This is a genomic window from Pseudomonas sp. LBUM1644 (assembly GCF_059716195.1).
The window spans coordinates 5,718,401-5,734,953 of the sequence record NZ_CP166812.1 but is presented as its reverse complement, the minus strand read 5'-3'; the positions used below and the strand labels follow the sequence as shown (position 1 = coordinate 5,734,953).

At 58.5% G+C, this 16,553-nt stretch carries 14 protein-coding genes; 3 read left to right on the top strand and 11 right to left on the bottom strand.

What is annotated here, in order from left to right; all coding sequences use genetic code 11:
- Nucleotides 1-52 precede the first annotated feature (52 nt).
- From ACA052_RS26380 to ACA052_RS26335, 10 genes are all read right to left on the bottom strand, one after another.
- Entirely contained in the window at nt 53-1,615 is a 1,563-nt protein-coding gene (locus ACA052_RS26380; RefSeq protein ID WP_497647430.1) for a SpoVR family protein, read from the bottom strand.
- The gene (locus ACA052_RS26375; protein WP_497647429.1) at nt 1,612-2,883 is read right to left on the bottom strand and encodes a YeaH/YhbH family protein; all 1,272 of its coding nucleotides are present in this window, start codon (nt 2,881-2,883) and stop codon (nt 1,612-1,614) included. Before ACA052_RS26375 ends, ACA052_RS26380 begins: the two co-directional genes overlap by 4 nt.
- Nucleotides 2,884-3,003: 120 nt before the next feature.
- The gene (locus ACA052_RS26370) at nt 3,004-4,926 is read right to left on the bottom strand and encodes a PrkA family serine protein kinase (protein ID WP_008027052.1); all 1,923 of its coding nucleotides are present in this window, start codon (nt 4,924-4,926) and stop codon (nt 3,004-3,006) included.
- Between the two features lie 296 nt (nt 4,927-5,222).
- Nucleotides 5,223-5,552: a thiosulfate sulfurtransferase GlpE gene (gene glpE / locus ACA052_RS26365; protein WP_497647428.1), complete on the bottom strand. Its 330-nt coding sequence runs from the start codon at nt 5,550-5,552 to the stop codon at nt 5,223-5,225.
- Nucleotides 5,553-5,585: 33 nt separating this feature from the next.
- Nucleotides 5,586-6,470 carry a symmetrical bis(5'-nucleosyl)-tetraphosphatase gene (locus tag ACA052_RS26360; RefSeq protein WP_497647427.1) on the bottom strand — a complete coding sequence of 295 codons (885 nt, stop codon included), beginning with the start codon at nt 6,468-6,470 and terminating at the stop codon, nt 5,586-5,588.
- Nucleotides 6,470-6,850 carry a Co2+/Mg2+ efflux facilitator ApaG/CorD gene (apaG, locus tag ACA052_RS26355; RefSeq protein ID WP_497647426.1) on the bottom strand — a complete coding sequence of 127 codons (381 nt, stop codon included), beginning with the start codon at nt 6,848-6,850 and terminating at the stop codon, nt 6,470-6,472. Before apaG ends, ACA052_RS26360 begins: the two co-directional genes overlap by 1 nt.
- A 123-nt stretch (nt 6,851-6,973) precedes the next feature.
- The gene (gene rsmA / locus ACA052_RS26350) at nt 6,974-7,792 is read right to left on the bottom strand and encodes a 16S rRNA (adenine(1518)-N(6)/adenine(1519)-N(6))-dimethyltransferase RsmA (RefSeq protein WP_497647425.1); all 819 of its coding nucleotides are present in this window, start codon (nt 7,790-7,792) and stop codon (nt 6,974-6,976) included.
- Nucleotides 7,789-8,778 carry a 4-hydroxythreonine-4-phosphate dehydrogenase PdxA gene (gene pdxA / locus ACA052_RS26345; RefSeq protein WP_497647424.1) on the bottom strand — a complete coding sequence of 330 codons (990 nt, stop codon included), beginning with the start codon at nt 8,776-8,778 and terminating at the stop codon, nt 7,789-7,791. The genes rsmA and pdxA overlap by 4 nt, the downstream gene beginning before the upstream one ends.
- A complete protein-coding gene (surA, locus tag ACA052_RS26340) occupies nt 8,775-10,097 on the bottom strand; it encodes a peptidylprolyl isomerase SurA (protein WP_497647423.1) in 1,323 nt (440 codons plus the stop codon). Before surA ends, pdxA begins: the two co-directional genes overlap by 4 nt.
- Nucleotides 10,072-12,882, bottom strand: coding sequence for an LPS-assembly protein LptD (locus tag ACA052_RS26335; RefSeq protein WP_497647422.1), 2,811 nt, complete (start codon nt 12,880-12,882; stop codon nt 10,072-10,074). The genes surA and ACA052_RS26335 overlap by 26 nt, the downstream gene beginning before the upstream one ends.
- Nucleotides 12,883-13,012: 130 nt before the next feature.
- Between ACA052_RS26335 and ACA052_RS26330 the strand changes: the two genes are divergently transcribed.
- The 3 genes from ACA052_RS26330 to ACA052_RS26320 are packed head-to-tail and all read left to right on the top strand — an operon-like array spanning nt 13,013 to nt 15,469.
- On the top strand, nt 13,013-14,032 hold the full coding sequence (locus ACA052_RS26330) for an aminoglycoside phosphotransferase family protein (protein WP_497647421.1): 1,020 nt from the start codon (nt 13,013-13,015) through the stop codon (nt 14,030-14,032).
- Entirely contained in the window at nt 14,029-14,700 is a 672-nt protein-coding gene (gene murU, locus ACA052_RS26325; RefSeq protein ID WP_497647420.1) for an N-acetylmuramate alpha-1-phosphate uridylyltransferase MurU, read from the top strand. Before ACA052_RS26330 ends, murU begins: the two co-directional genes overlap by 4 nt.
- Nucleotide 14,701: 1 nt before the next feature.
- Nucleotides 14,702-15,469, top strand: a complete 768-nt coding sequence (locus ACA052_RS26320) for a TerB family tellurite resistance protein (protein ID WP_497647419.1) — start codon at nt 14,702-14,704, stop codon at nt 15,467-15,469.
- A gap of 93 nt (nt 15,470-15,562) precedes the next feature.
- Here ACA052_RS26320 and ACA052_RS26315 read toward each other — a convergent pair whose 3' ends face one another.
- Entirely contained in the window at nt 15,563-16,552 is a 990-nt protein-coding gene (locus tag ACA052_RS26315) for an alpha/beta hydrolase family protein (protein ID WP_497647418.1), read from the bottom strand.
- Nucleotide 16,553: the final 1 nt, after the last annotated feature.

Genomic DNA, 16,553 nt, shown 5'->3' with positions numbered 1-16,553 from the left:
GTTAGCTCGACAGAATAACCTTTGCGTCGAACTTCCGGAGGCGAAAACAGGATCAAAGATGGATGACGGCCAGGTCCAGTCGGCCGTAATCGCCTTCGCTGTGTTCGTTTCTGGGCGGAACGTGGTGGGTTTTCATCACCTGATCCCCTTGCAGGGTTTCCAGGTGAATGTCGAACCCCCAGAGACGGTGCAAATGTTTGAGCACTTCCTCGGTGGACTCGCCCAACGGTTTGCGGTCGTGTTGCTGATGACGCAGGGTCAGGGAGCGGTCGCCGCGGCGGTCGATGCTGTAGATCTGCACGTTGGGCTCGCGATTGCCCAGGTTGTATTGCGCCGCCAGGGTTTCCCGGATGGTGCGGTAGCCATCTTCGTTGTGAATCGCTGGTACAAGCAGATCGTCCTTCTGGTCGTCATCGAGAATGCTGAATAGCTTCAGGTCGCGGATCACTTTGGGTGACAGGTACTGCAGGATGAAACTCTCATCCTTGAAGCTGCTCATGGCGAACTTGATACTCGACAGCCAATCGGTGCCGGCAATTTCCGGGAACCAGCGGTAGTCCTCTTCGGTAGGGCTTTCACACATGCGCCGAATGTCCCGGTACATGGCAAACCCAAGGGTGTAGGGGTTGATTCCGTTGTAGTAGGGGCTGTCGAAGCCGGGTTGATAGACCACACTGGTGTGGGACGTCAGGAACTCCATCATGAAGCCGTCGGTGACCAGGCCTTCGTCGTACAGGTCGTTCATCAGGGTGTAGTGCCAGAAGGTGGCCCAACCTTCGTTCATCACCTGGGTTTGGCGTTGTGGATAGAAATACTGCGCGATCTTGCGCACGATACGCACGATTTCCCGCTGCCACGGTTCCAGCAGTGGCGCATGTTTTTCGATGAAATAGAGGATGTTTTCCTGAGGTTCGGCGGGGAAGCGCGCATTGTCCTTATCGCTGTACTTGTCCGCGCCTTTCGGAATGGTGCGCCACAGATCGTTGATCTGCTTTTGCAGATGCTCTTCCCGGTCTTTCTGCCGGCGACGTTCTTCTTCCGCCGAAATCGGATAAGGCCGTTTGTAGCGGTCAACGCCGTAATTCATCAGCGCATGGCAAGAATCCAGCAGGTCTTCCACCGCGTCGATGCCGTGGCGCTCTTCGCACTGCATGATGTACTGCTTGGCGAACACCAGGTAATCGATGATCGAGCTGGCATCGGTCCAGGTTCGGAACAGGTAGTTGCCTTTAAAGAAGCTGTTATGGCCGTAGCAGGCATGTGCCACCACCAATGCCTGCATGCAGATGGTGTTTTCTTCCATCAGATAGGCAATGCAGGGGTCCGAGTTGATCACGATCTCGTAGGCCAGACCCATCTGACCGCGGGAGTAGGATTTTTCGGTACTGAGGAAGTGTTTGCCGTATGACCAATGGTGATAACCCAGTGGCATACCAACCGACGCGTAGGCGTCCATCATCTGCTCGGCGGTGATCACTTCGATCTGGTTAGGGTAAGTGTCGAGCGCGTAGCCAGCCGCGATACGACTGATTTCTCGATCGTAGGCCTGGATCAGCTCGAACGTCCATTCAGAGCCGGTGGAAATGGGTTGGCGCTTCTGCTCTTTGGCGGTCATGTCACTAACCTGCGCTGGAAGAGTTCACGGAAGACCGGATAGATATCCCCGGCCGAGACCAGTTGTTGCTGGGCGAACGTGTCGGAAAAGGCTTCGGCGATGCGTTCGTACTCGAACCACAGGGCCTGGTGCTCCCGCGGGGTTATTTCAACGTAAGTGTAGTACTGCACGAACGGCATGATCTGGTTGATCAGAATGTCGCGGCAGATTGGCGAGTCGTCGTTCCAGTTGTCGCCGTCGGAGGCTTGTGCGGCGTAGATGTTCCACTCATTGCTTGGATAGCGGTCGGCCATGATTTCCTGCATCAGCTTCAAGGCACTGGAAACGATGGTGCCACCGGTCTCGCGAGAGTAAAAAAACTCCTCCTCGTCGACTTCCCGGGCGCTGGTGTGGTGGCGGATGAACACGACGTCGATCTTGTCGTAGTTACGCTTGAGGAACAGGTACAGCAAAATGAAGAAGCGTTTGGCGATGTCCTTGGTCGCCTGGGTCATCGACCCGGAGACGTCCATCAGGCAGAACATCACCGCCTTCGAGCTGGGGTTGGGTTGTTTGATGAGCAGGTTGTATTTGAGGTCGAAGGTGTCGAGAAACGGCACGCGGTGAATGCGCGCGCTGAGTTTTTCGATTTCAGCTTCGATTTCCTGAATATCGCCGAAGTTGTCCGGCTCTTCCAGCTTGAGTCGCAACAATTCCTCTTTGGCTTCGCGCAATTTTGCCCGGCTGCTGCCAGACAGGGCTATCCGCCGGGCATGGGCCGAGCGCAAGGTGCGGATGATGTTGATCCGCGACGGGTTGCCCTCGTTGCTGATCCCGGCTCGAACGGTCTTGAAGGTGTCGGTGCCGGTCAGATTGCGCTTGACCAGGTTCGGCAGTTCAAGGTCCTCGAACATGAACTCGAGAAATTCTTCCTGGGTGATCTGGAAGACGAACTCGTCCATCCCTTCACCCGAGTTGCCGGCCTTGCCGGGGCCTCTGCCGCCAGCACCTCCGGGTGGACGGGCAATGTGCTCGCCACTGGTGAATTCCTTGTTGCCCGGATGCACGACGGTCTGCTTGCCACCGCGCCCGTGATGAAGCACCGGCTCGTCGATGTCGCGGCCAGGGATGCTGATCTGTTCGCCGTGTTCCATATCGGTAATGGAGCGCCGGCTGACCGCCTCTTCGACGGCTTTCTTGATGTGATCACGGTAGCGCCGCAGAAACCGCTGACGGTTCACCGTGCTCTTGTTCTTGCCATTGAGACGTCGGTCGATCACATAGCTCATAGGTGGCCCTCCGGGCAGCTTCAAGTTGTGAGCTGCAAGCTGCAAGTAGAAGCAGTTGCCCGAACATCAGGGCTTACGCGCTTTTTTCTTGCAGCTTGTGGCTTGTAGCTTGTAGCTGCTTCATTGCGATTTCCGCACCCGTAGGTACCATTCGGAAAGAAGCCGTACCTGTTTGTCGGTGTAGCCCCGTTCGACCATTCGTGTGACGAAGTCGTTGTGCTTTTGCTGGTCCTCTTTGCTGGCCTTGGCGTTGAAGCTGATGACCGGCAGGAGGTCCTCGGTGTTGGAGAACATTTTCTTCTCGATGACCACCCGCAGTTTTTCGTAACTGAGCCAGGTCGGGTTTTTGCCGTTGTTGTTGGCCCGGGCGCGTAGAACGAAGTTGACGATCTCGTTTCGAAAATCCTTTGGATTGCTGATGCCGGCCGGCTTTTCGATTTTCTCAAGTTCTTCGTTCAGCGCCACGCGGTTGAGGATCTCGCCGGTTTCCGGGTCGCGGTATTCCTGGTCCTGGATCCAGAAATCGGCATACAGCACGTAGCGATCGAAGATGTTCTGGCCGTACTCGCTGTACGACTCAAGGTAGGCGGTCTGGATTTCTTTGCCGATGAACTCGATGTACCGCGGCGCCAGGTATTCCTTGAGGAAGCGCAGGTAGCGTTCGCGGGTTTCAGCCTGGAATTGCTCCTGTTCGATCTGTTGTTCCAGCACATACAGCAAGTGCACCGGGTTGGCGGCAATTTCGTGTGGATCGAAGTTGAAGACCTTCGACAGGATCTTGAACGCGAAACGAGTCGACAGGCCGTTCATGCCTTCGTCGACGCCAGCGTTATCGCGGTATTCCTGGATCGACTTGGCCTTTGGATCGGTGTCCTTGAGGTTTTCGCCGTCATACACACGCATCTTGGAGTAGATGTTGGAGTTTTCCGGCTCCTTGAGGCGCGAAAGCACGGTGAACTGGGCCAGCATCTTCAGCGTATCCGGCGCGCAGTGAGCCTTCGCCAGCGAGCTGTTGAACAGCAGCTTGTCGTAAATCTTCACTTCGTCGCTGACCCGCAGGCAGTACGGCACCTTGACGATGTAGATCCGGTCGATGAACGCTTCGTTGTTCTTGTTGTTACGGAAGGTGTGCCATTCCGATTCGTTGGAGTGGGCCAGCAGGATCCCGGTGAACGGAATCGCGCCCAGGCCTTCAGTACTGTTGTAGTTGCCTTCCTGTGTGGCGGTCAGCAGTGGGTGCAGCACCTTGATCGGTGCCTTGAACATTTCGACGAATTCCATCAGGCCCTGGTTGGCCCGGCACAGTGCGCCCGAGTAGCTGTAGGCGTCAGCATCGTTCTGTGGGAATTCTTCCAGCTTACGGATATCGACCTTACCCACCAGTGCCGAGATGTCCTGGTTGTTTTCATCGCCCGGCTCGGTTTTGGCCACGGCGATCTGGTTGAGGATCGACGGGTAGAGTTTCACCACACGGAACTGGCTGATGTCACCACCGAACTCGGCCAGGCGCTTGGTGGCCCATGGCGACATGATGGTGTTGAGGTAGCGCCGTGGAATGCCAAAGTCTTCCTCGAGGATCGCGCCATCTTCAGTGGCGTTGAACAGACCCAATGGCGATTCGAAAACCGGCGATCCCTTGATCGCATAGAAGGGCACTTTCTCGATCAGTTGTTTGAGCTTCTCGGCCAGGGACGATTTACCGCCACCGACGGGGCCGAGCAGGTAGAGGATTTGTTTCTTCTCTTCCAGGCCTTGAGCGGCATGGCGGAAGTACGACACGATCTGGTCGATGCATTCTTCCATCCCGTGGAAGTCTTCAAAGGCCGGATAGCGGCGGATCACTTTATTGGAAAAGATTCGCGACAGTCTCGAGTTGGTCGAGGTGTCGAGCAGCTCCGGTTCTCCGATGGCCAGCAATAGACGCTCAGCGGCGGAAACGTAGGCGCTGCGGTCCTTTTTGCACAGCTCAAGATACTCTTGTAGCGAGAGTTCTTCCTGGCGTGTGGACTCGAAGCGTTGTTGGAAGTGGCTAAAGATACTCATGACGTCACCTCGCTCGATACGTGGAGCCGACGCCGGATCATTCAGTCGATGCTGGCAGCAACCGAACAGGCAGTCGCTGTTTACCCCCCAGAACTCTTTCGGAGCTGACTACCCCGAAAGCTACTCCCGATGATCCGCGCGCCGGTGTACCGGCTCTCCCCTGTTTTGGATGGCCTGCGCTTAAGGATAGTTGCTTATTCGGGAGGTAAAGGCGAGATACGTAATTAGTTGTGGCAGACCGTTCGTCTGCCACCGCGCTAGCCCGCGGGAGCCGGGGCTTGCGCGTTACAAAAATATTATTCGGAAGTGCCTTGCGCCGTTTCCGAAGGATAAGTCGTACGCCACAGCTCAAAACCGCCATCCATGCTGTAGACGTCGGAGAAACCCTGGCTGATCAGGTACGCCGCCGCGCTTTGGCTGGAATTGCCGTGATAGCAGACCACTACCGTCGGCGCATCAAGGTCGGCGGCACGGATGAAATCCGAGATGGAAACGTTGTCCAGATGCTTCGAGCCGCTGATGTGCAGCGCGGCGAAGGTTGCAGGATCACGGACGTCGACCACCACTGCGCCATGTTCGCGCAAGGCTTGCGCCTGTTCCGGGGGGATACGTTTGAATTCGCTCATGGCGGGCTCCTGTGGCTCGGCTGAAAGCGCAGTCTAGCGCGGGGCGCTGGCTGACGATGGTTCGGAAATAGGTGGGGCGACTGGCGGCACGGCGGCATTGCCGTGTTCGTCGCATTTACAGGACAGGCGTACGCCGCTGTCGACATTCATCAGGGTCAGGGTGCCACCCCAGACGCAGCCGGTGTCGAGTGCAGAGATGCCTGGCTCGTTGCATTGGCCTTCAAGCGCCGCCCAGTGGCCAAAAATAATCCTGAGGCCCTTGGTCTTGCGTTCCTTGTGCTGGAACCAGGGTTTGTAACCGGGAGGCGCGGAGCCCAGACCTTCCTTGCTCTTGAGATCCAGTTTGCCTTCGGCGGTACAGAAACGCATGCGGGTGAAATAGTTGGTAATGACCCGAAGGCGCGTCACACCCTTGAGGTCGCTGTCCCATTTCGCCGGATCGTTGCCGTACATGCCATCCAGGTAGGGCGCGAACAGGTTGTCGTCGCGAAGGGCGGTCTCGACCTCGCTCGCGCACTTCAAAGCTTTACGCAGCGACCATTGCGGCGGAATGCCGGCATGCACCAGTGCGACGTTACGCTGTTCGTCGTAGTGCATGAGTTTTTGCTGGCGAAGCCAGTCCAGCAGCTCGGCGCAATCGGGTGCCTGGAGAATTTCACTCAGTGTGTCGCCTTTCTTCAGGCGTTCAATGTTCTTGCCGGCGGCCAGCAAATGCAGGTCATGGTTACCGAGCACGCAGACCAGCGATTCGCGAAGGCTATAAAGGAAGCGCAGCGTTCCCAGTGACTGAGGGCCGCGGTTGACCAGGTCGCCCACCAACCAGAGTTTATCCCGGGCAGGGTCAAAAGCGACTTGCTTGAGCAGGCATTGCAGCGGTTCGAGGCAACCTTGCAAGTCACCGACGGCGTACGTCGCCATCAGTGCAGGGCTCCGGGGACCGCCAGGCGGAATGGAGCGATGATTGCGTCGAAGTGCTTACCGTCATCGGCGAGCATCTGGTAAGTGCCCTGCATGGTGCCGACCTTGGAGGTCATGACGGTACCGCTGCTATAAGTGTGGCTCTCACCAGCCTCGATCAACGGCTGCTGGCCGACCACGCCCGCACCACGAACCTCCTCGACATGCCCGTCACCATCGGTGATGACCCAATGCCGCGACAGCAACTTGGCCGGCAGTTCGCCATTGTTGTGTACGGTGATGGTGTAGGCGAAGGCAAAGCGTTCGTGCTCGGGTTGCGACTGTTCTGCCAAATAGCGGGTGACGACGCTGACGTCGACCTGATAACGAGGATCGGACATGCAAGAGGCCTTAAAAACGAAGCGGGACGCGGGGCGTAGCTGACAGTAATCAGTCTAGGCCAGGTATCGGATAGTAAACCAGACATGGGCGCTGGTGTCCTACCCGATAACGCTCGTTTCCTGTCAGTCGGCGGCAGGTGTCTGTAGGACCTGTTCGCTAAGCTTGTCGGCCAGGCGCACGAAGGCGGCCAGATCGAGTTGCTCAGGGCGTAAGCTGCCATCGACGCCGGCGGCTGTGATCTCGTCGTTGCTCAGCAGCAGCTTGAGCGTGTTGCGCAAGGTCTTGCGCCGCTGGTTGAAGGCTTCGCGCACGACGCGCTCCAGCAGTTTGTGATCTTTGGCTGGGTGCGGCAGTACTGTGTGAGGCACCAGGCGCACGATGGCCGAATCGACTTTCGGCGGTGGATTGAACGCGCCCGGGCCAACGTTGAACAGGTGCTCGACCCGGCAGTGGTACTGAACCATGATCGATAACCGGCCCCAGTCACCACCGCCAGGACCCGCTGCCATCCGCTCGACCACTTCCTTCTGCAACATGAAATGCATGTCGCGAATCAGGCTGGCGTTATGCAACAGGTGAAAAATCAGTGGCGTCGAAATGTTGTACGGCAGGTTGCCAACCACCCGAAGGCTGCCCGGTGCGGCGTTCAGGCTGTTGAAATCGAACTTCAGCGCGTCGCCCTGGTGCAGGTTGAAGTTGCTCTTGCCGGCGAACTGCTGGTTGAGGATCGGGATCAGGTCCTTGTCCAGCTCCACCACGTCGAGTTGGGCGCCGCTGCCCAGCAGGCCTTGGGTCAGCGCGCCCTGGCCCGGGCCGATTTCCAGCAGGCGGTCTTCGGGTTTGGCATGGATGGAACGCAAAATGCGGTCGATAACACCGGCATCGTGCAGGAAGTTCTGGCCAAAACGCTTGCGCGCCCGGTGTTGGTAATGCTCGGTCATAAACGGGTCTCGGCCATCTGGTAGGCGGTTTCCAGGGCGACTTGCAGGCTGCCGGTGTCGATCTTGCCGCTACCGGCAAGGTCCAGGGCGGTGCCGTGATCGACCGACGTGCGGATGATCGGCAAGCCCAGGGTCACGTTGACGGCTGCGCCGAAGCCTTTGTACTTCAGCACGGGCAGGCCCTGGTCGTGGTACATCGCCAGCACTGCATCGCAGTGCTCCAGATATTTGGGGGTAAACAGAGTGTCGGCGGGCAGGGGGCCACGAAGGTCCATACCCTCGCCGCGCAAACGCTCTAATGTAGGTTCGATGATGTCGATTTCTTCATGGCCCAGGTGTCCGCCTTCACCGGCATGGGGGTTGAGCCCGCAAACCAGGATGCGTGGCCGGGCGATGCCGAATTTTTCTTTCAGGTCGGTGTGCAGGATTCGCGTGACCCGCTCCAGGCGTTCCGGCGTGATCGCATCGGCGATCTCGCGAAGGGGCAGGTGCGTGGTGACCAGTGCCACGCGCAATCCGCGGGTGGCGAGCATCATCACCACTTGCGCTGTATGGGTCAGGTCGGCGAGAAATTCCGTGTGACCGGAAAAGGCGATGCCGGACTCGTTGATCACGCCCTTGTGCACCGGGGCGGTGATCATCCCGGCGAAGTGCCCGTCCAGGCAGCCCTGGCCAGCGCGGGTGAGGGTTTCCAGGACGAAAGCCGCGTTGGCTTTGTCCAGTTGCCCGGCGATGACGTTGGTGTTCAGCGGGGTGTCCCAGACGTAAAGGCTGTTGGCTGGCGCGGGTACATCGGGCCAGCTGTCCGGGGTGACCGGGAGCAAACTGACAGCCACGCCCAGTAGCGCGGCCCGCTCAAGGAGCAGGTCGCGACTGGTAATGGCAATCAGGGGGTGTGGCTGGGCTTGCGAGGCGAGCAGCAGGCACAGGTCAGGACCTATGCCGGCCGGTTCACCGGGTGTCAGCGCGAAACGTTTCGGTTTCACTGCGTTGCCTGGTCTGCACCAGGGAGCTTGATCTCTACGTACGCTTCGTCACGGATCTGACGCAGCCAGGTTTGCAGCTCTTCGTCGTATTTGCGGTTACGCAGTACGGTCATTGCTTGCTGCTCACGGGCCTGGGTGGTGCTGTCAGTGGCGCGACGGCCAAGGACTTCCAGGACGTGCCAGCCATATTGGGTCTGGAATGGCTTGGACAGCTTGCCTTGTGGGGTCTTGGCCATCACTTCGCGGAATTCTGGGACCAGTGCGTTCGGATCGATCCAGTTCAGGTCGCCGCCGTTGAGGGCGGAACCCGGGTCTTCCGAATAGCTTTTCGCCAGGTCGCCAAAGTCTTCGCCCGCTTCGATACGGGTGTAGAGCGATTCAGCCAAGGCCTTGGTTTTTGCTTCGTCGCGAATCGGGCTCGGCTTGACCAGGATGTGACGTACATGCACTTCGTCACGCATCTGCGTCTCGCCGCCACGTTTCTCGAGGATCTTCAGGATGATGAAGCCGCCCGGGGTGCGCATTGGTTGAGTGATGTCGCCGATAGCCATGGTGCTCAGCATACGATCGAATGGAGGAGGCAGTTGAGCGGCTTTACGCCAGCCCATGTCGCCGCCTTCCAGTGCGGTTTCGCTGGCGGATTTGGCGATTGCCAACTGACCGAAGTCAGCGCCTTGCTTGAGCTGCTGGTAAACCGCGTCGGCCTGTTTGGCGGCACTCTGGATCGCGTCGGAGTTTGCACTTTCCGGCGTAGGAATCAGGATGTTGGCCAGATGAAACTCTTCGGACAGCTGCATTTTGCCCAGGTCGGAAGCGAGGAAGTTCTTCACTTCCTGTTCGGAAACCTGGATGCGCTCGGCCACACGACGCTGACGCACACGGCTGATGATCATTTCGCGACGAATCTGCTCACGGGCGTCGTCATAAGACAGGCCGTCGTGAGTCAGGGCGGCGCGGAATTGATCCACCGACATGTTATTGCGCTGGGCAATGGTGCCGACAGCCTGGTTCAGTTCTTCATCGGTAATGCGGATGCCCGAACGCTCGCCGATCTGCAGTTGCAGGTTTTCAACGATCAGTCGCTCAAGCACCTGCTGATCCAGCACGCTGGTCGGCGGTGCGGCAGCACCGCGTTTGGCGATGGTTTGCTGAACCTCATGAACACGCTGGTCCAGTTGGCTCTGCATGACCACGTCGTTGTCGACAATGGCCACCACTTTATCGATGGACTGCACCGCGGCGTTAGCCGCAGTACCCAGGAACAGCGCGCCCAGTACTAGCGGGCGCAGACAATCAGAAAGCTTGGTCTTCACGTTCACGATAACCTTGGATGCCTTTGTCGAGGAAGCTCTCTACTTTGGCGCCGGTGAGGCCGCCGAGTCCCTTCAGAACAATTTGGAGGAATACGCCGTGGTCGCCTTTCTCGTTTTGCGGAGCGTCCTGACTGAATTCGTCGTAGGAAACCCAGTAACGGTTGATCAGGCGCAGTTTCCAGCAGCAGTTGTCGTACTCGAAACCACCAAAGGCCTCAAGTGTACGGTTGCGGTTGTAGTCGTACTGCCAGCGGCTGATGGCGTTCCATTGCGGCACGATCGGCCAGATCACCGAGAAGTCGTGCTGTTCGATTTTGTAGTAGTCCTTCACGAAGTTGTCAGTGCCCGGCGTGCCGTAGTTACCACCAAATTGCCACTGACCAGTGTTCTGGTTGTAGATCACCTGGTCATTACGATAGCGATAGCCGGCGTTGATGACCTTGTTCGGGTTGTCTTCAGGCTGGTAGTGGAACATCGCGCTGCCCGATCGAGGGCTGTGGCTGTCCGGGTCCCAGTTGTAGTCGGCCGTAGTGCGCCAGTCTCGGTTCCAGCGGTACTCGTACTCGAGTGCGTATGGCGAAACGTTGGCTTGAGCATCGGCGCGGACTTTTGGATTGACTCCCGGCAACTGGACTTCGCGGTCCTTGAAGTACAGGGCCTGTCCGACACTGATGCGTTGACGTTCGAAACCGTTGTCTTCGATCCAGCGGTTGGTCACGCCCAGCGACAGCTTGTTCTCGTCACCGACGCGGTCGGAGCCGGAAAAACGGTTATCGCGGAACAACGACGCGTAGCTGAAGGTATATTCGCTGGTGTCGAACACAGGAATGTCTTCCTGGTCTTTCTGCGGCACGTAGAGGTAGTACAGGCGCGGCTCAAGGGTCTGGCGGTAGTTCTTGCCGAACCATTGCGTATTGCGGTCGAAGTACAGTCCGCTGTCGATGCTGGCGATTGGTACGCCACGGTTCTGATTGCTGTCGAAATTGCCGTTGAAATTTTCTGTCCCGGCTGCAGCTGCGGCTTGGTCTTGGGCCACGATTTGGCTTTTACCGGTACCGTCCAGATCCAGTTGGTACTGCGTGTATTGGTACTTGAGCGATGGTTTTATGAAGCCATAAGTCCAGTCCAACGGCAGGCTGACGCTCGGCTTGAGATTCAAGCGGTCGCCATTTGCGCGTGCCAAGCCTTGTACGTTGTTATCAAGACGTGGATCGACGCTGCCGTCTTCGTTTACGAAGTTGCCGTCTTTCAAATCGCGGTCAAACCGCACGATTTCTGTTTCGTAGTCGAAATTCAGCCCGTTCGGGTGAGTAGGCAACTGACCATTGAATGTGATCTGCGGCAAACGGTCATACGGCGTGATGTCCGAAACGGTCGCCAGCTGATAAGCCTGAGCATTGACTCGAGCGGTGTAGCTGTCGCCACGATAAGTGACGGAACCCTGTTGGTTCACGTAGTCAGCGCTTTTCACACCAATCTGATCAGTCTGCAGATCCTGGAAATAATACGGATCGCTAATCTTGGTGTAGTCGACCTGGGTGAACACGCGCGAGTCGAGGCCACCCTTGTGCTGCCAGTTATACATGTAGCGGTTTTTCTGGTAGTCGGTCTGCTTGCTGCGATCAGTGTCTTCGTCATTGAGGTACGCCGCACCGAACTGACCTTCGCTGGACTTGGTCAGGTAGCGGAACTCGCCTTCCATCAACAAGCCGTGCTTGCTCATGTAGCGCGGGTACAACGTGGCATCGTAGTTCGGCGCCAGGTTGAAGTAATACGGTGTAACCAGCATGAAGCCGGTATCGCTGCCGGTGCCGATGGTCGGCGGCAGGAAGCCCGACTGGCGACGGTCATCGATCGGGAAGTAGATGTACGGCGTGTACAGGACCGGAATGTCCTTCACCCGCAGCGTCACGTTGGTCGCGGTACCGAAACCGGTGGCCGGGTTCAAGGTGATGTTGTTGCCCTTGAGCTGCCAGGCGTTGCTGTTTGGCTCGCACGTGGTGTACGTACCATCCTTGAGGCGGATGATCGCGTTTTCGGCACGCTTGACGTACAGCGCGTTACCGCGGATACGGGATTTGTGCATCACGTATTCGGCGTTGTCGACCTTGGCTTCACCGGTGTCGAGCTGCACATCGGCGTGGTCGCCAACGATCAGCGCGCCATTGTCGCGGATGCGCACGTCGCCATTGAGTTCGGCGCGGCTCTCGGCCTGATATAGGCTGGCCTCGTCGGACTCGACCTGCATGCTGCCCTGACGCAACACAACGTCACCGGCCAGCGTGCCGACCTGGTTTTCGGTGTTGTAGCGCGAGGCCTTGGCACCAATAAAGGTCGGAGCGTCACTTTTATTCGTCTTGTCATTCATGCCAGGACGAATTGGTTCGATATAGGAACCAGAGCAGTAAGGACCGGTTTCGGCCAATTGCGCTGCTGTGAGATTCTCGCGAGGAACCCAGTCAAGGTGGCTGTAGTCTGCACTACGCGACTTCAGGCCGCGGCCTTTGGACTCGGTAACGAGCGCAGGCTTGGCGCCGGCGTCTTCGGGTGAACCGCTCTCGGCTGCAGCTTCGCCAGTGGCGCCGACTGCGCTACCGTCATGGACAGGACGCGGAGGCAATGCCGCCGCTGGCGCTTTTGGCGCACAGTCCCAGGCACCCGAAGCAGAGACTGAGCAGTCATACTGTTCCGCGGCGACCACGAATGAGGTGGCTAGAGGTTGCAGTGCCAGCAAACTGCCGGTTACCAGCAACGGAAATTTTTTACGAAACGCGGGGGATTTCAATGCCATCTTATTAGTCCGGGCTTCCTGCGTGCCATCTGCCCGCGGTGTGGGCCGCACGCCTCTCGATGGTCTGAAAAAGATGCTGGATAATAAAGCATGACCCGCTTGACGGCTAGCGCCGTCGGAGACCCTTGCAATGCCTGACCAAGATGTACGTTTGCAACACCTTAAAGTTTGGCTCGATGAGCAGTTGGCGACCCTCTTTGCGGAGCAGGGCTGGGGCGCCGTACCCCCGGCCACGTTGACCGCGGCCAGTAGCGACGCCAGTTTTCGGCGCTATTTCCGTTGGGAAGGCGAAGGTAAAAGTTTCATCGTAATGGACGCGCCGCCGCCCCAGGAAAACTGCAAACCCTTCGTGGATATCGCTTTTTTACTGGCGAAGTCCGGAATAAATGTGCCAAAAATTTATGCCGAGGACCTCGAGCGCGGGTTTCTTTTGCTCAATGACCTGGGCAACAAGACTTACCTGGACGTGATCGACAGCGAAAATGCCGACGATTTGTTCGAAGATGCCCTGCAAGCACTGCTGGCTTTTCAGCAGTTGCCGATGGTTGCACCGCTGCCAAGTTATGACGTGGCTTTGCTGCGTCGTGAGCTGGAATTGTTTCCGCAGTGGTTCGTGAAACATGAGTTGGGCATCGAATTCGACTCGGCCCAGCAGATGCTCTGGCAACAGGTCACCGACTTGTTGATCGACAGCGCCCTGGCCCAGCCAAAAGTCCTGGTGCATCGCGACTACATGCCGCGCAACCTGATGCTCAGCGAGCCCAATCCCGGCGTGCTGGATTTCCAGGATGCGGTCTATGGACCCGTGACCTACGACGTAACGTGCCTGTTCAAGGACGCGTTTCTCAGTTGGCCCGAGGAACGAGTGCGTGGCTGGCTGGAAAACTATTGGCAGCAAGCGGCTGCCCTGGATATCCCGGTACAGCCCGACTTCGAAGATTTCCTGCGAGCCAGCGACCTGATGGGCGTACAGCGGCATCTGAAAGTGATCGGCATCTTCGCCCGCATCTGCCACCGCGATGGCAAGCCGCGCTACCTGGCCGATGTGCCACGCTTCTTTGCCTATATAGAAGCGGTGATCGCCCGTCGACCTGAATTGGCTGAGCTGGATGTGTTGCTGATGAGCCTGCGTGCCGGAGCGAATGCATGAAAGCGATGATTCTAGCCGCCGGTAAAGGCGAACGCATGCGGCCGTTGACCCTGACGACACCCAAACCGCTGGTGCGCGCAGACGGTGTGCCGCTGATCGAGTATCACTTGAAGGCCTTGGCGACGGCGGGGTTTACCGAGGTGGTGATCAACCACGCCTGGCTCGGCCAGCAGATCGAAAGCTACTTGGGGGATGGCTCGCAATACGGCATGCGAATCCAGTACTCGCCAGAAAGTGAGCCGCTGGAAACCGGTGGCGGGATTTTCCGTGCGTTGCCGTTGTTGGGTGACGACGCCTTCCTGGTGGTCAACGGGGACATTTGGACCGACTACGATTTCAGTGTCTTGCATCAACCGATCACCGGGCTGGCGCATCTGGTGCTGGCGGACAACCCTGCTCACCACCCGGCGGGCGATTTCAGTCTGGTCGACGGACAGGTTCATGACGGTCGGCCGGACACGGCCAACCTGACCTACAGTGGCATTGCGGTGCTGCACCCGCAGCTGTTCGACGGTTGCTCTGCGGGGGCGTTCAAGCTTGCGCCCCTGCTGCGCGCCGCGATGGAGCAGGAGCAAGTAACCGGTGAGCACCTGAAGGGGCTTTGGGTGGATGTCGGCACTCAAGAGCGTCTGGATGAAGTTGAAACTCTGATAAAAGCGAGTCGCTGACATGTTATGGCCAGGGACTCTGATTGGAGCCGGGGCGGGCTTTTTCATCGCCAGCATTCCGGGGGCCATGCTCGGCGCGTTATTGGGACAAGCGCTGGATCGGCGCCTGCATCTGCGGAGCTGGGGGCAGTTGCGTGAAAAGCTTGGCGGTCGTCCAATGCTGCGCAACGATGAATTGTTGTTCGTGCTGCTGGGGCGGCTGGCCAAGTGCGATGGGCGGGTAACGGATGGCCATATCCAGCAGGCCCGTCAGGAAATGCACTCGTTGGAAATGCACGAATCGGCGCAGCTGCGGGCGATTGCCGCGTTCAATCGCGGCAAGTCGGGGGATGACCGGCTGCGCGGTTATCTGCGGCGCTTGAGTGCTCAACCCCATGCGTCGGAAGGCGTCTTGCGTGCCTGCTGGCGGATGGTCTGGGCGGATGGTCGCGCGGGGAGCCGTGAGCTTGCACTGATCAAGCAGTGGGGGAAATGGCTCGGTTGGACGTCATACCAGGTGCAGGCACTGGCGACTGAGTACGAACCGCAGAAACGCTCAGTGGGGAACAGCGCGCCGACGTATCAAGATGCTTTGCGGCTATTGGGCGTGTCCGCGACCACAGAGCCCGCACAGATTAAACATGCCTATCGACGCCTGCTCAGTCGTCATCACCCGGATAAAATTGCCGGCAGCGGTGCGACGGCGTCGCAGGTGCGCGAGGCCACCGACAAGACGCGCGAGCTGCATAGCGCCTACACGTTGATTCGTGAGCGACGGAATTTTCGGTGATTGGCTGGAAGATCAAAAGATCGCAGCCTGCGGCAGCTCCTACAGATGTGCCCTGTGTAGGAGCTGCCGAAGGCTGCGATCTTTTGCTTTTGCTTAGCCCGCGTTCTGCGGACTCAACCAGCCCCGTACCCGGCGGACCAGCTGTTCCTGCTCTGCCTTGGCGTTACCGGGCAATGCCTTCAACGAGACCTGGCTGAACGCCGACGTCTTCTGCCGTTTGCTGGCCTGCAAGCGCTCCAGCGCTGCGTTGCGATCCAGCGCTTTGTCCTTGTAGAAAATATCGGCAGTGGGCAGCTTCAGCGTCGGCGTCAGTTCGGCCAGCCCAGGCTTCGCGGTGAGGGGCGTCTGTGCAGCAACCATCACCAATTTCTCCACTTGCGATGGCTGTTTCTCGCTCAAATACCGCGCCGCCCAGTAAGCACCGGTGCCATGCCCCAATATGACGATGCTGCGGGCACTTTGCTGTTCGGCATAGGCAACGGCGGCGTCGATGCGCGCAAAGATACGCTCGGCGTCGGCCTTCGTTTGCTCTTCTGTGGTTTCGGCGATGGCCTTGTCGGCAACTTCCGCCTCACCACCTGCCGCTTGCTCGATGGGTGCTGCCGTGGTCGAGTCCTTGCTGCCGGTTTCCGGCGCCTTGAGCGTTGGTGGCATTTCCACGACGCGTGGCGCAATGGCATCGCTTTGCAGGTCCGGCAAGGTGATACTCAGGCTGCTCCACTCGACGTCCGGTAATGTGCGGCGCAATGGACCGATTGCTTGCGGCCAGTCAACGGTTTCGCCAGCGCCCGGGATGATAATCACCGCGCCTTTGGGTTCGGCGGTATTGGCCGGTTTCCACAAGGCCAGGAACGTATCGGCGCCCGCTTGCAGTTGTTGCTGTTCCTGAGCGGGGATTTTGCGCTCAAGTGCGGTCGCTTCTTCCTGACTACGCTCAAGCAGCGGCTGGCGTTCGGCCGGTTTTTCTGCGGCGGCTTTTTCCGCAGGGGCGAGAGCCGGGGTGGCCGCCTCGACGGAAAAGGCGCAAGGCAAGATCAGCGACAGGCACAATGCTGGCAGCGCCAGGCGGTAGACAGGGGGCATC

Excerpts from the sequence above, each read along its gene's own strand:
- ACA052_RS26380 (WP_497647430.1), bottom strand. The coding sequence starts at position 1,615 with ATGACCGCCAAAGAGCAGAAGCGCCAACCCATTTCCACCGGCTCTGAA.
- ACA052_RS26375 (WP_497647429.1), bottom strand. The coding sequence starts at position 2,883 with ATGAGCTATGTGATCGACCGACGTCTCAATGGCAAGAACAAGAGCACG.
- ACA052_RS26370 (WP_008027052.1), bottom strand. The coding sequence starts at position 4,926 with ATGAGTATCTTTAGCCACTTCCAACAACGCTTCGAGTCCACACGCCAG.
- glpE (WP_497647428.1), bottom strand. The coding sequence starts at position 5,552 with ATGAGCGAATTCAAACGTATCCCCCCGGAACAGGCGCAAGCCTTGCGC.
- ACA052_RS26360 (WP_497647427.1), bottom strand. The coding sequence starts at position 6,470 with ATGGCGACGTACGCCGTCGGTGACTTGCAAGGTTGCCTCGAACCGCTG.
- apaG (WP_497647426.1), bottom strand. The coding sequence starts at position 6,850 with ATGTCCGATCCTCGTTATCAGGTCGACGTCAGCGTCGTCACCCGCTAT.
- rsmA (WP_497647425.1), bottom strand. The coding sequence starts at position 7,792 with ATGACCGAGCATTACCAACACCGGGCGCGCAAGCGTTTTGGCCAGAAC.
- ACA052_RS26335 (WP_497647422.1), bottom strand. The coding sequence starts at position 12,882 with ATGGCATTGAAATCCCCCGCGTTTCGTAAAAAATTTCCGTTGCTGGTA.
- ACA052_RS26330 (WP_497647421.1), top strand. The coding sequence starts at position 13,013 with ATGCCTGACCAAGATGTACGTTTGCAACACCTTAAAGTTTGGCTCGAT.
- murU (WP_497647420.1), top strand. The coding sequence starts at position 14,029 with ATGAAAGCGATGATTCTAGCCGCCGGTAAAGGCGAACGCATGCGGCCG.
- ACA052_RS26320 (WP_497647419.1), top strand. The coding sequence starts at position 14,702 with ATGTTATGGCCAGGGACTCTGATTGGAGCCGGGGCGGGCTTTTTCATC.
- ACA052_RS26315 (WP_497647418.1), bottom strand. The coding sequence starts at position 16,552 with ATGCCCCCTGTCTACCGCCTGGCGCTGCCAGCATTGTGCCTGTCGCTG.